Origin of the sequence: Staphylococcus sp. HMSC62A08, assembly GCF_001839105.1 — a bacterium.
Taxonomy (GTDB): domain Bacteria; phylum Bacillota; class Bacilli; order Staphylococcales; family Staphylococcaceae; genus Staphylococcus; species Staphylococcus caprae.
In genome coordinates, this window is record NZ_KV840027.1 from 201,870 (window position 1) to 216,094 (window position 14,225).

Genomic DNA, 14,225 nt, shown 5'->3' on the forward strand with positions numbered 1-14,225 from the left:
AATTTAACTAAATAAAAAGCATTTAATTCAAACTTGGTCATCTTTAACAAAATGATTGAGTAAGAATTAAATGCTTATTTTTAATGTTGTAAAAAAGAGTTCGCCCTATGCTGGGGTAATATCATTTTCAATTAATAATTTAATTGCTTTGTGATCTGTAGCATTTCTGAATAAATCATATGCATTTTCAATGTCACTTAACTTACTATAATGTGTGACGAGTTGTTCAGGTTGAATAATCTTACTTTTTAAAGCTTCTAATAATTCTTCAGTCGTATTACCTGAAACTAAACCTGTTGTGACATTGATATTTTTAATCCAAAGTTTATCAATATCGAATTGAACTGGTAGACCATGAACGCCGACATTAGCAATGGTTCCATCTACACCTATAAGTTTTTGACATAAATCAAATGTTTGTGGAATACCTACAGCTTCAATAGCGACATCCACGCCACGAGGGTTGAGTTCTTTTACTTTTTGAATAGCTTCTTCAGCATTTTTGGAATTAACAACGTGTGTTGCACCTAGTGATTGAGCTGTTTCTAAACGATTATCATCCAAATCAATCATAATAATTTTAGAAGGAGAGAAGAACTGAGCAGTTAATAAAGTGGCCAATCCGACTGGACCAGCGCCGACGATAGCGACAGTGCTACCAGGTTTTACTTTACCTTTTAATACGCCAATTTCATAACCAGTTGGTAGAATATCTGATAACATGACGAGTGCTTCGTCAGGTAAAGAAGCGGGTGCGTGATATAAAGAATTATCTGCAAAAGGAACTTTAACATATTCAGCTTGGGTACCATTGATTAAATGTCCTAAAATCCAGCCACCATCATTTTCACAATGTGCGTAAATCCCTTTTTTACAGTAATAACATTTACCACAAGATGAAACTGCAGAGACGATAACTTTGTCTCCAACCTTAAAGTTATTTACATTATTACCTACTGATTCAACAATACCGATACCTTCGTGTCCTAAGGTCGTATTTGCAGTTACTTCAGGTGTATCACCTTTAATAATGTGTAAGTCTGTTCCGCAAATGGTTGTCTTTACCATTCTAATAATAGCGTCAGTGCTCTCTTTAATTTCAGGCTTCTCTTTATCGATGAGTTCCGCAACGCCAGGTTTAACATAGTTATACGCTTTCATAGTAAAACCTCCTATTATTGTGAATTATTTCACAATAATTATACCATGATATAAAAGAATAAAGTTGAGTTATTTTTATGACAAAGCTTCTTCAAATGATGTCATAAACATTTCGTTAGCACTTTTAATGAAAATAAATATCTAAACATTTAAAATAGAAGTGAATATATAGATAAGGAGTAATCATCATGAGTGAAGAAGGTAAATTAGTAGCTGAGAAAGAAATAGAAGTGAATAATTATGATATTGATGCAATGGGGATTGTCAGTAACATTGTGTATGTCAGATGGTTTGAAGATTTACGAACAGTATTTATCAATCAACATATGAATTATTCAGAGATGTTGAAAAATCACATCTCTCCAATATTGATGAAGACTGAAATAGAGTATAAAGTGCCTGTTACGATACATGATCGTCCCATCGGTCGTTGTTGGTTAGTGCAAGCGAGTAAATTGAAATGGATCTTTAAATTTGAAATTTCTTCAGGTGACAAAATTCATTGCGTAGGATCTCAAATGGGTGGATTCTATCATCTTGAGCAACAAAAAATTACAAAAATGCCGCAAGTATTTCAAGATATTCTAAAAAGCGAATAAATTCAGTAAGAGATAAAAGTAACTCGTACTACTATAGTTAATAAATTTATAGGATTGAAGGTGTTTACCATGGTTCAAAACATACAAAGCATAGAAGAATTTCATCAACTGATTCAAACGTATCCTCTTGTGGTCATTCATGTCATGAGAGAGCATTGTAGTGTTTGCCATGCAGTACTCCCTCAAATTCAAGATTTGTTAAATGAATATCCGCATGCAAAACTAGGGGTTATTAACCAATCGCAAGTTCAAGATATTGCTGGAGAGCTTTCTATTTTCACAGTTCCTGTTGACTTGATTTTTATGAATGGTAAAGAGATGCATAGACAAGGTCGTTTTATTGATATGCAAACCTTTGAACATCAACTTCAATTAATGTACGACGCAATTGAATAAAAATAAGTATAGGGAGGCGTAAGAGTAGACTTCACTTCTTATAATACGAGGCTGGGATATTATTGTTTATCTCAGCCTTGTTTGACGTGTTGGTATTATATGTATGAGGTGAAAGTGCGCTTATATGAATTTGCGCTCAACCCTAATTGATTGGGCAGTCAAACACTTCGTGTTACTATTAAATACGTGTGACTTTTCAAGAATAAGAAAAATCAAACAAATAAAATCTTAGTTGACATGGAGGAGGCTCAAATGGAGAAAAACGCCGTCAAGAACACTTGAAAAATATTATATTCTGTCTACTCGGTACGCTTATTATAGCGCTTGGCGTTAATATGTTTGTTATTCCTGGTAATTTAGGTGAGGGTGGCGCTATCGGACTTTCACTTATTTTAAACTATACATTAGGAATTTCACCTGCGCTTAGTTCATTCATCATTAATGCCATACTCATTGTTGTGGGTTGGAAATTTTTAAGTCGTACAACAGCTATTTATACAGCGATAACGATCACAGCAAGTTCTATCTTTCTTGATTTAACAGAACATTTTGGACTAGGTATTCATGAAAACTTTATTAATTCTGTATTCGCCGGTCTACTTATAGGAATTGGTTCAGGCCTAGTGATTGCTGCACAAAGCACATTAGGCGGTACTTCTGTCATCGCGAGAATTATCAGTAAATATTCTGAAGTTAAAACCTCTCAAGCATTATTGATACTAGATGCTTTAGTTGTGTTATCTTTCCTTCTTGTATTGCCAGTTACAAATGTACTCTATACGATAGTCATGCTTTTCATAGTGGAAAAAGCAATGGCATTTGTAGTTGAAGGTTTCAATCCTAAAAAGGCTGTAACCGTGATTTCAAAATACAATAGAGAAATTAGCTCTGACATTTTCCAAGCAACTGGAAGAGGCGCCACATTGCTTAGTGGTAAAGGCGCTTATCAACAAAATAACACAGATGTCCTATATGCGGTGGTCTCTCAAAGTCAAATTGGTACAGTGAAAAAAATCGTCAATTCTTATGATGAGAGCGCCTTTCTCGTCATCCACGATGTACGTGACGTATTAGGTAATGGCTTTATCAATCTTAAATAGCCAAACAGATTTAAGATGAAGCCAATTGCTCAACGTTTTTCTATTTTTGATTTAAAATTAAATTAAATAGAAAACGAGGAGGTAGAAAGCCCATGTTTAAAAAATTAGTTACTATTATAGGTTCTACGATTATGGGCACAATTTTATTCGCAAGAGTAAAAGAAAAAAGAAGCTATAAGAGCTTTTTACAGGAAAAAATGATACGTATGTCAGGAATGAAGAAGACATTTGAAAATGTTGAAGATGCCAAAGCTGCTTTAGAGGAAACCAAATATGTAACGGCTGGAAAGTATAATGGTACAGATTATGAATTTAGACATAAAGTCCAAATTAAGGACTATTACGGTTCATTAGTTTATATCATCAATGACAAAGGCAATCGTGATCAACGTACGATTCTTTATATTCACGGTGGGGCATGGTTTCAAGATCCTTTAGATTCTCACTTTGAATATATTGATTTAATGGCAGATATTTTAGATGCAAAGGTTGTCATGCCTATTTATCCAAAGGTTCCGCACAGAGATCATCGTACAACATTTGAATTATTAAACAAACTTTATCCTCATTTACTTAATAAAGTAGATGATCCAAACCAAATGACGATCATGGGAGATTCAGCAGGTGGTCAAATTGCGTTGGCCTTTGCTCAGAAACTTAAAAAAGATAACATGCCACAACCTAGTCATATTGTATTAATTTCACCGGTATTAGATGCGACATTTAGCAATCCTGAAGCTCAAAAATATGAAAAAGAAGACCCAATGTTAGGTATAGAAGGAAGTAAATATTTAGTAGAGTTATGGGCTGGTAACACGTCGCTAGATGATTATAAAATCTCTCCAATCAATGGAGATTTAGACGGTTTAGGGCATATTACAATTGCAATTGGTACGAAAGAAACGTTGTACCCTGATGCAGTAAAGCTTTCACATATGTTGAATGAAAAAGGTATCAGTCACGAGTTTATTCAAGGGTATAATCTGTTTCATATTTATCCGATGTTCCCAATACCTGAACGCCAACGTTTCTTAGAACAACTGAAAAGTATTATTAATAAAGACAAATGATAAAGAAAAGCTCACAATAGACATTTGAATATGTTTCTTGTGAGCTTTTACATATTTAATTATGACGGACTATGAATGTGTATGTGGCTCATTATGTACCTTCGGGTTGCTTTTTCAAAGAAAGGATGAGAATGAGTAACATAATCAATAGCATTCCTAAAATTTGTAGGGGTTTAAATGTGATATTTAGCCAAAGACTACTGGCGAGAACGGCTACGACAGGTTCGATTGTTCCAAACAATGTCGTTTCTTTCGCTGAAAGGTATTTCAAACTATCAATAAAAAGATAAAAGGCTAATGCAGTGCCTCCAATAATACCAAAAATTAAAAACGTGATAGTAGAACTATGCCATTGTGAAAAATGAGCGTGCCAAATGGGATGACGTAGATTCATCACAAGGCCAGAAATAATCATTGCCCATCCGACAACGAGAATAGATGCATATTTATTCAATAATTGATTCGCATAAATAGTATAAAATGCTAAAGCAAGTCCAGCTAAAATGCCCCAAAATAAACTTGAAGGTGCAACGACTAACTTCGATACAGAACCATTCGTTAGCAGTAAGAAAGTACCAACAAGTGTTAAAATCATTGCCAAGACATCAAATATTTTTAACTGCTCTTTTCCTCTAAATACAAACCACAATATGATATAAACAGGCGCAATATATTGAAGTAGTGTGGCAACAGCTGCGTTACCAGTATTGATTGAAGACATATAGGCATATTGAACAATTAGCATTCCAAATAAGCTATAAATAAGTAGCGTCACTACACGGGAGAGGTGCTTAAAAATAATAAATACAGATTGTTTAGGATTCATAATCTTAAATATCATTAATAAAAATAACCCGCTGATGATTAAGCGCGCAGTCACGTACCAGTCTATTTGAATGCCTTCATATTTAAATAAATAGTCGGAAACAGTGCCGCCTAAGCCCCATAAACTTGCGCCTATCACTGCAAAGCAAATACCTTTTATTCTAGATTCCGTGTGACTTAGCAAATTGTCACCTCCAAAACGATGATTAATCACATCATATATGGTATATAATAAAAAATATATATCTATTTCGATGAAAAGTATCAATATATTGAGGTTGTTAACCATGACAATAAATATTAAGTTGAAAGACAATTTAGAAGAAGTCATTCAATATCCAGATGTATTATGGCAACATGTAATCTTACATACAAAACTTAATCAAACGATTTTAGGTTATATACCGTTACACTGGCATAATGATTTGCAATTGACGGTGGTAACTCACGGAAAGATCAATATCAAAATTGCTGGGCAAAACGTGATATTGAAGGAGAATGAAGGATTATTTATCAATACGAATATCGTACATGAAATCGAAGATAAAGAAGAGGATGCGTCATTTTATTGTTGGAATATTGGTTTGCCCGATGCAACTGATTACGTCAACTTTAAATATGTAAATGAAATTATAAATCAAATAGACTTCCATCCTTTTATGAAATTAACTACAGAAATTCAAGATGAGAGAATTTTAATTGAAAAGGTTAAACACGTGGGGGCATTATTTGAAGAGAGGGGAGCACACTATCAACTCAATATTTTAAGTGAGTATTATTTATGTTTAAAACAACTGATCACGCTCATTGATCGAGACCAGAGTATTAATGATTATTTCTTCGACCCAAGAGTCAAAGACTGCATTAATTATATTCAAGAGCACTATGAACATAAAATAGGTATGCGTGACTTAAGTGAAATATCGAAAATCAGCAACTCTGAAACGATTAAATTATTTAAAAAATATGTAGGCCTCACGCCTTTCCAATATTTACTCCACTATCGTTTGGAAAAAGCCGCAAAGCAACTCACACTTACTTCTAACAATGTCACTGAAGTTGCTATGGGTTGTGGTTTTTCAACTACAAGTTATTTTATACAAGTCTTTAAAGAAAAGTATCACGTGACACCTAAACAATTTCAATTATTACACTCAAAAATATGCGAATTCAGTTATCAATATACCTGATAACTTGAATTCGCATTTTTTTGAGTGTGATTATTTGTTTGAGATTTATTTGAATCTACTGTTTGGTAATTAGTATTCGTGAATGAATGTGAATGAGATGAATCTGAGCTACTTGATGTTGAACTTACGTCTTCATCACTATTTCTAGATGTGTTGTTGATACGAGAGTGATCACTATCTAACACAGAGTTACTCATATCTTTACCTTGTAAACTACCGATTAGTATAAAAGCAAGATAACAACTACAAATGACTAAAATGATTGCAAGATAGATGCCAACAGCGAGTTTTACTGGTTTATCCATCCATATCCTCCTAAGGTCGTAGTAACTTTCATATTCAACTTAACATCTAATCTTTAATCTAATGTAAATTCAAAGTAAAGTTCTTATTACTTTACAAAAAATAATGATGAAAATTTAAGATTTGTACAATTTAAATACGAAAATTAATATTTAATAAGCAAAAACCATAGAAAACATGCATAAAAATTTACATTTCTTTACATTATCTTAATCTTGCATTAAAGGAGTTAAAACTGAGTCAATACCTACATGATAGTCTACTATTAGTTAGAGAATAAAAAATTTGTAACAAATTTAGATGAATTATATATATTATATTGACTTTTGATTAAATTTTTCTTTAGACTTTAACTTGATGGAAACGTTTTAAATTTTTGTAAAGATTGTGAGTTAATTAATTTAAAATCAGTTGTTTATCATTTCCATTAACAATTTAATATTACACAGAAAAGCGAGGTAAGATGGATTGATTCTCATTATAGTGTGTGTCCTGTTGATTCTATGGCTCGGTATAAAGAGAAAAGACGTCATGCGAATCGACTTAATAAAATTCCTATACGAATTAATATCAATGGTATTCGTGGGAAATCAACAATTACTCGGATGGCTTACAGTATCCTTCGAGAAGACCATTACAGAGTAATTGGTAAAACGACAGGAACAGATGCAAGAATGATGTACTGGTTCACACAGAAAGAATACGATGTAATTAGGAAACCTCAAGGTGCTAATATCGGTGAACAGCGTGATATTATTCGTAAGGTTGTTAAGCAAAAAGCAAACGCACTTGTTAATGAGTGTATGGCTGTAAACCCTGACTACCAAATAACGTTCCAAAAAGACTTGGTAAAGGCGAATATTGGCGTCATCGTAAATGTTATGGAGGACCATATGGACGTACTAGGTCCTACACTTCAAGATGTGGCTCAAGCCTTTACTGCAACTATTCCTTACAACGGTAAATTAGTTGTAATGAAAGATGAATATACTGATTTCTTTGCGAAAGAAGCTAAAAAGCGGAATTCGGAATTAATCGTCGTAGATAAAGATGAAATACCTGAATCATACTTAAGAAAATTTGACTACTTAGTCTTCCCTGATAATGTTGCCATTGTCTTAGGTATTGCAGAAGCTGTTGGTATCGATCATGAGACAGCACTTCAAGGTATGTTAAATGCCCCAGCGGATCCAGGCGCGGTGCGTATTAAATATTTCCATGCAAATAACACAAAAAATGTGTTTGTTAATGCTTTTGCAGCAAACGAACCCAAATCTACAAAGGCAATTTTGAACAAAGTGGAATCATATAATTATCCATACAATAAGAAAATCATTATTCTTAATTGTCGTTCGGATAGAATAGATAGAACACAATTATTTGTTGAGAATTTCTTAGAAGATGTTGATTATGATGTATTAATTTGTACTGGTAAAAGTACGCAATTGGTTTCAAACCTTATGCAAAAAATGCCAGAAAAGAAATATTTAAATTACGAAGGACAAGAATTCTCAGAAATTGAAAAAGGAATTATGCATGAATCTGAAAATGCACTTGTCTTTTGTGTCGGAAATATCCACGGCCCGGGTGGAAGAATAGCGGAATTCATAGAAGGGATAGAATAAAATGATAGGTTCAGAGTTATATTTCTCCTTATTCGTAGGTGTAGTTCTCAGTTTGATTTTTGCTGAGAAATTCGGGATTAACCCGGCAGGACTTGTTGTTCCTGGTTATTTAGCTTTAATTTTTGATCAGCCCATAATGTTATTATCGGTATTAATTATTAGTTGTTTAACATTCTTTATTGTTAATAACGGTATTAGTCAATGGGTGATTTTATATGGTAGAAGAAAATTCGCTGCCATGATTTTGACAGGTATGGTACTGAAATTTATATTTGACCTCCTTTATCCTCTGACACCATTTGAAATGGTAGAAGTATCAGGTATTGGTGTTGTTATCCCAGGTATCATTGCAAATACAATTCAAAAACAAGGTGTCGTAATCACATTATCATCAACGATGTTATTAACATGTATTACTTATGTCATCTTATTCTTATATAGCTTTATCAACTAATCACGAACAAGGAGCGCGTAATAATGAAAAAGAAAAAACGATTATCGCCCAGTGAGTGGTTACTTAAACAGTCGAAACGACATAAAAGAAGAAACACGCTTTACACGGCGATTGTCCTTTTAATAGCTTTAGTTTTATTGGTATTTGCTATAAAAGCAATACATGTCAATCCTGTTAAAAGTGATGCTAAAAGTGGCAATAGTATTCGAATTACATATTTAGGTAACATTACGTTAAATAAACACATTCGCCAAAATAATCTCAATGAAGTTTTCTCAGGTATTCAAGACACTTTGAAGAATAGTGATTTTTCTACTGCTTCTCTATTGGTTAATGAATTTTCAAAAGATCAAAAAGAAGAACTTAATAAAAACTTAGAAAACATCATGTTCTTACGTAAGCAAAATATCAAGAGTGTGAACCTCATCAACCAATCCATTGATAATATTCAAGCGACAGAGTTGATGAGACGAGTAGAATCTCAAGCAGGTTATAACTTCTTAACAGGTAATGGTTCGAACCCAATCAATAGTAAAACCGTTCAACAAGAGATTAAAGGTAAGAAAATTGCAAATGTATCATTTACTGATATTGAATCTAATTATACGAAGCCTTTAAAAAACACGACATCAATTAGTTTAGATCCTGAAATTTTTTATCCATTGATTAAAAAATTGAAAGAGAATAATGATTATGTCGTTGTGAATGTTGATTGGGGAATTCCTAATGAACGTAACGTGACGGATAGACAAAGACAATATGCACACGCATTATCTGATACAGGTGCGGATGTCATTATCGGTCATAATTCAGTAGTTCAAAAGGTGGAAAAGTATAAGAAAACACCTATCTTCTACAGCTTAGGTAATACAACTTCAGATGACTTCTTATCTAAAAATCAAAAAGGTATGATTGTACAACAAGATTGGAACGGAAAAAATAACAAATTCCATATCACTCCAATACAGTCTAAAGACGGTAGAATCTCTAAAGATGATATGAGCAAAATGGATCATATTCGTTTCCATAACAATATCAAAGATAAATCAATTAACTTAAAATCTGATAATAGTGGAGGTTATACTTTTGAATATTAAAAAACATTGGTTACCAATCGTTGTTGTCGTTTTAGTCATTGTCATCTTTTTATTAGTGACATTTGCCAAAGCAAATGAAGGTTTAGATAAATACGAGCAAGATGAATTAAAAACTGGAGAACAGCAATATCTTTCAAAAGGGGCAAGCTAAATATGAATATATATAATAAAGTGACCTTAAGCGTCATTTTAGTTATAACGATTGTGATTTCATTCCTCTTTTATTTCATTACGACTGAAAAGAAAGTGGATAAAGACACGTTGTATGAAAATAAAATAGCGAACCATAAACAATCTGGTAACCAAAAGAAATATGGTGTTGCCTCTAATAACGCTATTGCCACTAAAGTAGGTAATAAAATTATTGAAGATGGCGGTAATGCCATTGACGCGGCTGAAGGTGTTGCGTATGCACTTGCTGTCACTGAACCTCATTCCTCAGGTTTAGGTGGTGGGGGTGCGACGCTATCATATAACGGTAAAGATGGTGAAGTGCCTAAACTATATGAATACAAAACAATGTCTTCATATAATTTCAAGCAAGGTGACAAAATTGGTACGCCAGGATTTGTAAGAGGAATGCATGATATGCATGAAAAAGAAGGTAAGATGGACGAGAAGAAAATCTTCGACTATGTTATTCCTCTAGCAGAAGATGGATTCGAGGTAGATTCAGAGTTAGAACGTAGTTTGAAAATTTATGGATCTAAAATTGACCGTATTTCTCCTTTCTTCAAAGGTAGTAAAACGGTGCGTGAAGGTGACGTTGTTAAACAAAATAAGCTTGCTGACACTTTGAAGAAAATTCGCGATAAAGGTCCAGATTATTTCTATGAAGATGTCGGTAAAAGTGTATCTAAACAGTTGAAAAATGAATTGACTGAAAAAGATTTTACGACCTTTAAAACAGAATCTAAAGAACCCGTTAGCACGACATATAAAAATAACAAAGTTTACTCAGCATCTAATCCATTAGGTGGTACATTAACATTACAAGGTCTTAAAGTAGATGAAAAAGAAAATCAAAATAATGCAGACCGCACGAATTTTATCACAGCTATGATTAAATCACGTGACTTGATGTATCAAAACCGTGATATCGTAAACGGTTCAGAGGCAAGTAATGAAGAAAGTCTTTCTGATGAATATTTACTAGGCCAATTAAATAAAGTTAATGTAGGCGGTAATACTGAGAATAGTAGTGATTTCAACCAAATTAGAACTGATAATACAAGTACGACTCACTTTGTTGTTATCGATAAAAACGGCAAGTTAGCAAGTACAACGAATACGCTCTCAAGTTACTTTGGTTCAGGTGATTTCATGAAAGAAGGATTCTATATGAATAACTCATTAGGAGACTTCTCAAAAGATTCATCTAGCCCTAACTATGGGGAGCCACATAAAGCACCAAGATCATTTATTTCACCTTCAATTGTAGTAGGACCTAATTTCTACATGGGTATTGGTACGCCAGGTGGTAACAAAATCCCAACTATATTAGACGAAACAATTGTGGATTATTTAAATGGTAATGGTACACTTCAAGAATCGATTGATAAACCACGATTTTATAATGATGGTGGAACAATCTTCTATGAAAATGCTATGAGCGATGAAGATATTAATATCTTCAAGAGTCTCGGCTATGGTGTTGAAGAAAAACGTAATGACCCTAACTTTGGTAGTGTCCAAGGTGCGGTTTATGATAAGAACAAAAAAACGGTTGATGTAGGTTCTGACGTAGGTAACCGTTAAAATTGAATATAGTGTATCGAAATACACCTTTAAAGATGAAATTGAATTCACTTTGAAGGTGTATTTTTTATGAAATGAAATTCTCTGATAAAAACATTTAATTTTAAAGTGACTTATTTCTGATTGCAAGCTTAAATAGCCTTTTATAAACAAATTTTCAAATCATCTGCGAATTTTTTATGACATCTTTTGTAAGCGTGTACAGTCAAATATAGAAATAGTATGATGATTGAGTAAAAGTTTTACATACATAAATTTGATGACTAAGAGGTGGCTTATGGATTTCATAGCGTTATTAATAGGATTAGGACCATTATTAGGTTGGGGGCTGTTCCCAACAATTGCCTCTAAATTTGGTGGACGTCCAGTTAACCAAATCTTCGGGGCGACAGTGGGTACGCTCATTTTTGCTATTGTATTAGCCTTAGTAAAAGGAATTGGCATACCTGGAGGAATGGCGCTCGTATTTTCAATTATTTCAGGTGCTGGATGGGCATTTGGACAAATCATTACATTTAAAGCATTCGAGTTAGTAGGTTCTTCTAGAGCAATGCCAATCACAACTGCTTTTCAATTATTAGGTGCTTCATTATGGGGCGTTTTCGCATTAGGAAATTGGCCCGGCGTAGCGAATAAAGTGGTAGGTTTTGTTGCACTGATTGTCATTTTAATTGGTGCACGAATGACGGTTTGGACTGAAAAAAGTGAACAAGAATATAGTCAGAATCTTAGAAAAGCAGTGATTTTATTACTGATTGGAGAAATTGGTTACTGGGTTTATTCAGCAGCACCACAAGCAACTGATATTGGTGGGCTAAAAGCATTTTTACCACAAGCCATTGGAATGGTACTTGTCGCTGTAATATATGCATTGATGAATATGCAAAAAGGCAATGCCTTTAAAGAAGCGGTAAGTTGGAAACAGATTATCTCTGGTTTCTTCTTTGCATTTGCAGCTTTAACATATTTAATTTCAGCTCAACCCAATATGAATGGTCTTGCTACTGGCTTCGTACTTTCACAAACATCTGTAGTTTTAGCTACATTAACTGGAATTTTCTTTTTAAATCAGAAGAAAACGCCAAAAGAATTGATGATTACCATTGTCGGGTTAGTCTTAATACTTATCGCAGCATCTGTGACAGTATTTATTAAATAATATAGTGAAGGATTGATATTTATGAAAAAGACAGAAGTATTAAATAGTCATATTTCACAAGCAATTTCAACGTTAGGTCATTATGATTTATTAACAATTAATGATGCAGGTATGCCCATACCAAACGATGATAAGCGTATAGACATAGCTGTCACGAAAGGTTTGCCTCGTTTCATTGATGTGTTAGAAAATGTGCTAACTGAAGTAGAAATTCAAAAAATATATTTAGCCGAAGAGATAAAGACGCATAATTCGAAACAATTAAAAGCAATTAAGCAGTTAATCAATGAACATGTAATCATTGAATTTATACCGCATTCTAAAATGAAAGAAATGCTACAATCGCCTTTGAATAAAGGAAATATACGAACAGGTGAAACGACACCTTTTTCAAATATTATATTGGAATCTAACGTAACGTTTTAAAGTATTCAAAAATTTAAAAATCATAATATATATAAAGAAGGTGCCATTCGAATGAGTAAGAATAAAGTGGTAATCGTAGGATCTACAAATGTCGATAAATTTATTAATGTCGAACGTTTTCCTAAACCGGGAGAAACGTTACATATTGACCAATCGCAACAAGAATTTGGTGGAGGCAAAGGTGCGAACCAAGCCATTGCTGCTGGACGGTTAGAAGCAGATACGACATTTATAACCAAAGTGGGTAAAGAAGGAAACGCAGATTTTATCATCGATGATTTTAAAGAAGCTTCTATCAATACTGACTACATCTTAACTTCTGAAAATGAAGAAACAGGACAAGCATTTATAACTGTGACTGATGAAGGACAGAATACAATTCTGGTTTATGGTGGAGCGAACATGACTTTAAATGCTGAAGATGTCAATCATGGTGAGCAAGCGATTAGAGAAGCAGATTTTGTTGTTGCTCAATTAGAAATTCCAATTGAAGCCATTGAACAAGCGTTCAAAATAGCTAAAGCACATGGTGTAACAACGATACTTAATCCTGCGCCTGCAATTGATTTGCCAGATTCACTACTTTCGCTCACTGACATCATTATCCCGAACGAAACTGAAGCAGAACGATTATCTGGAATTTCTATAAAAAATGAAGCCGATATGCAACAAACGGTAGATTACTTCTTTGAGTGCGGTATTTCAACAGTACTTATCACGCTAGGTGAACAAGGTACGTACTTTGCTACGCAACATGAATCTCACATTGTTCCGGCATATCAAGTTAAAGCCATTGATACGACTGCAGCAGGAGATACATTTATTGGTGCTTTTGTGAGTCGATTGGAAACGGATTTGAGCAACCTTGAAGATGCGATTCAATTTGCTAACCAGGCATCTTCTCTTACAGTTCAACGAAAAGGCGCTCAAGCATCAATCCCAACCTACAAAGAAGTAACAGCTCAATATCATTAGTATTTATTCCAATAAAAGTAGGCACAAATGTGCCTACTTTTTTAATATAACGTTTTCATACTGTGACAGAGCGTTTATGATAGAGAT

15 protein-coding genes and 1 pseudogene are annotated in these 14,225 nt (G+C 33.7%); 13 read left to right on the forward strand and 3 right to left on the reverse strand.

Translation table 11 applies throughout. From position 1 onward, the window contains the following. Positions 1-105: 105 nt before the first annotated feature. On the reverse strand, positions 106-1,161 hold the full coding sequence (locus HMPREF3264_RS01735) for a zinc-dependent alcohol dehydrogenase family protein (protein WP_070871726.1): 1,056 nt from the start codon (positions 1,159-1,161) through the stop codon (positions 106-108). Positions 1,162-1,349: 188 nt separating this feature from the next. Between HMPREF3264_RS01735 and HMPREF3264_RS01740 the strand changes: the two genes are divergently transcribed. From HMPREF3264_RS01740 to HMPREF3264_RS01755, 4 genes are all read left to right on the forward strand, one after another. Further along, positions 1,350-1,760, forward strand: coding sequence for an acyl-CoA thioesterase (locus HMPREF3264_RS01740; protein ID WP_002444314.1), 411 nt, complete (start codon positions 1,350-1,352; stop codon positions 1,758-1,760). Between the two features lie 69 nt (positions 1,761-1,829). Then, complete coding sequence (locus HMPREF3264_RS01745; RefSeq protein WP_002444312.1) at positions 1,830-2,156, forward strand: thioredoxin family protein; 327 nt, start codon at positions 1,830-1,832, stop codon at positions 2,154-2,156. Positions 2,157-2,434: 278 nt separating this feature from the next. Further along, positions 2,435-3,256 carry a YitT family protein gene (locus HMPREF3264_RS01750; RefSeq protein WP_070871727.1) on the forward strand — a complete coding sequence of 274 codons (822 nt, stop codon included), beginning with the start codon at positions 2,435-2,437 and terminating at the stop codon, positions 3,254-3,256. 92 nt (positions 3,257-3,348) lie between these two features. Further along, complete coding sequence (locus HMPREF3264_RS01755; protein ID WP_070871728.1) at positions 3,349-4,326, forward strand: alpha/beta hydrolase fold domain-containing protein; 978 nt, start codon at positions 3,349-3,351, stop codon at positions 4,324-4,326. Positions 4,327-4,417: 91 nt separating this feature from the next. On the opposite strand, the gene HMPREF3264_RS01760 is transcribed toward HMPREF3264_RS01755, so the two are convergent. After that, positions 4,418-5,419, reverse strand: a complete 1,002-nt coding sequence (locus HMPREF3264_RS01760) for an EamA family transporter (RefSeq protein WP_371106819.1) — start codon at positions 5,417-5,419, stop codon at positions 4,418-4,420. Between the two features lie 19 nt (positions 5,420-5,438). On the opposite strand from HMPREF3264_RS01760, the gene HMPREF3264_RS01765 reads away from it, so the two are divergent. Beyond that, positions 5,439-6,341, forward strand: a complete 903-nt coding sequence (locus tag HMPREF3264_RS01765) for an AraC family transcriptional regulator (RefSeq protein ID WP_070871730.1) — start codon at positions 5,439-5,441, stop codon at positions 6,339-6,341. On the opposite strand, the gene HMPREF3264_RS01770 is transcribed toward HMPREF3264_RS01765, so the two are convergent. Next, positions 6,329-6,646 carry a hypothetical protein gene (locus HMPREF3264_RS01770; protein WP_070871731.1) on the reverse strand — a complete coding sequence of 106 codons (318 nt, stop codon included), beginning with the start codon at positions 6,644-6,646 and terminating at the stop codon, positions 6,329-6,331. The genes HMPREF3264_RS01765 and HMPREF3264_RS01770 overlap by 13 nt on opposite strands. Before the next feature lie 466 nt (positions 6,647-7,112). Here HMPREF3264_RS01770 and pgsB point away from each other — a divergent pair. The 8 genes and pseudogenes from pgsB to rbsK all read left to right on the forward strand — a co-directional run bounded on the left by pgsB (position 7,113) and on the right by rbsK (position 14,138). After that, positions 7,113-8,269, forward strand: a pseudogene (gene pgsB, locus HMPREF3264_RS01775) (poly-gamma-glutamate synthase PgsB). Position 8,270: 1 nt separating this feature from the next. Then, on the forward strand, positions 8,271-8,723 hold the full coding sequence (pgsC, locus tag HMPREF3264_RS01780; RefSeq protein ID WP_002444299.1) for a poly-gamma-glutamate biosynthesis protein PgsC: 453 nt from the start codon (positions 8,271-8,273) through the stop codon (positions 8,721-8,723). Between the two features lie 23 nt (positions 8,724-8,746). Continuing rightward, positions 8,747-9,820 (forward strand): CapA family protein, encoded by a 1,074-nt coding sequence (locus tag HMPREF3264_RS01785; RefSeq protein WP_070871732.1) that lies wholly within the window; start codon positions 8,747-8,749, stop codon positions 9,818-9,820. Next, a complete protein-coding gene (locus HMPREF3264_RS12565) occupies positions 9,810-9,971 on the forward strand; it encodes a hypothetical protein (protein ID WP_002444294.1) in 162 nt (53 codons plus the stop codon). Before HMPREF3264_RS01785 ends, HMPREF3264_RS12565 begins: the two co-directional genes overlap by 11 nt. Positions 9,972-9,973: 2 nt before the next feature. Further along, the gene (locus tag HMPREF3264_RS01790) at positions 9,974-11,578 is read left to right on the forward strand and encodes a gamma-glutamyltransferase (RefSeq protein ID WP_070871733.1); all 1,605 of its coding nucleotides are present in this window, start codon (positions 9,974-9,976) and stop codon (positions 11,576-11,578) included. 277 nt (positions 11,579-11,855) lie between these two features. Then, a complete protein-coding gene (rbsU, locus tag HMPREF3264_RS01795; RefSeq protein WP_037541662.1) occupies positions 11,856-12,737 on the forward strand; it encodes a ribose/proton symporter RbsU in 882 nt (293 codons plus the stop codon). Positions 12,738-12,758: 21 nt separating this feature from the next. Continuing rightward, positions 12,759-13,163 carry a D-ribose pyranase gene (gene rbsD, locus HMPREF3264_RS01800; RefSeq protein ID WP_070830161.1) on the forward strand — a complete coding sequence of 135 codons (405 nt, stop codon included), beginning with the start codon at positions 12,759-12,761 and terminating at the stop codon, positions 13,161-13,163. Between the two features lie 51 nt (positions 13,164-13,214). Further along, positions 13,215-14,138 (forward strand): ribokinase, encoded by a 924-nt coding sequence (rbsK, locus tag HMPREF3264_RS01805; protein ID WP_070871734.1) that lies wholly within the window; start codon positions 13,215-13,217, stop codon positions 14,136-14,138. The last annotated feature ends 87 nt before the right edge of the window (positions 14,139-14,225 follow it).

Excerpts from the sequence above, each read along its gene's own strand:
- HMPREF3264_RS01735 (WP_070871726.1), bottom strand. The coding sequence starts at position 1,161 with ATGAAAGCGTATAACTATGTTAAACCTGGCGTTGCGGAACTCATCGAT.
- HMPREF3264_RS01740 (WP_002444314.1), top strand. The coding sequence starts at position 1,350 with ATGAGTGAAGAAGGTAAATTAGTAGCTGAGAAAGAAATAGAAGTGAAT.
- HMPREF3264_RS01745 (WP_002444312.1), top strand. The coding sequence starts at position 1,830 with ATGGTTCAAAACATACAAAGCATAGAAGAATTTCATCAACTGATTCAA.
- HMPREF3264_RS01755 (WP_070871728.1), top strand. The coding sequence starts at position 3,349 with ATGTTTAAAAAATTAGTTACTATTATAGGTTCTACGATTATGGGCACA.
- HMPREF3264_RS01765 (WP_070871730.1), top strand. The coding sequence starts at position 5,439 with ATGACAATAAATATTAAGTTGAAAGACAATTTAGAAGAAGTCATTCAA.
- HMPREF3264_RS01770 (WP_070871731.1), bottom strand. The coding sequence starts at position 6,646 with ATGGATAAACCAGTAAAACTCGCTGTTGGCATCTATCTTGCAATCATT.
- pgsC (WP_002444299.1), top strand. The coding sequence starts at position 8,271 with ATGATAGGTTCAGAGTTATATTTCTCCTTATTCGTAGGTGTAGTTCTC.
- HMPREF3264_RS01785 (WP_070871732.1), top strand. The coding sequence starts at position 8,747 with ATGAAAAAGAAAAAACGATTATCGCCCAGTGAGTGGTTACTTAAACAG.
- HMPREF3264_RS01790 (WP_070871733.1), top strand. The coding sequence starts at position 9,974 with ATGAATATATATAATAAAGTGACCTTAAGCGTCATTTTAGTTATAACG.
- rbsU (WP_037541662.1), top strand. The coding sequence starts at position 11,856 with ATGGATTTCATAGCGTTATTAATAGGATTAGGACCATTATTAGGTTGG.
- rbsD (WP_070830161.1), top strand. The coding sequence starts at position 12,759 with ATGAAAAAGACAGAAGTATTAAATAGTCATATTTCACAAGCAATTTCA.
- rbsK (WP_070871734.1), top strand. The coding sequence starts at position 13,215 with ATGAGTAAGAATAAAGTGGTAATCGTAGGATCTACAAATGTCGATAAA.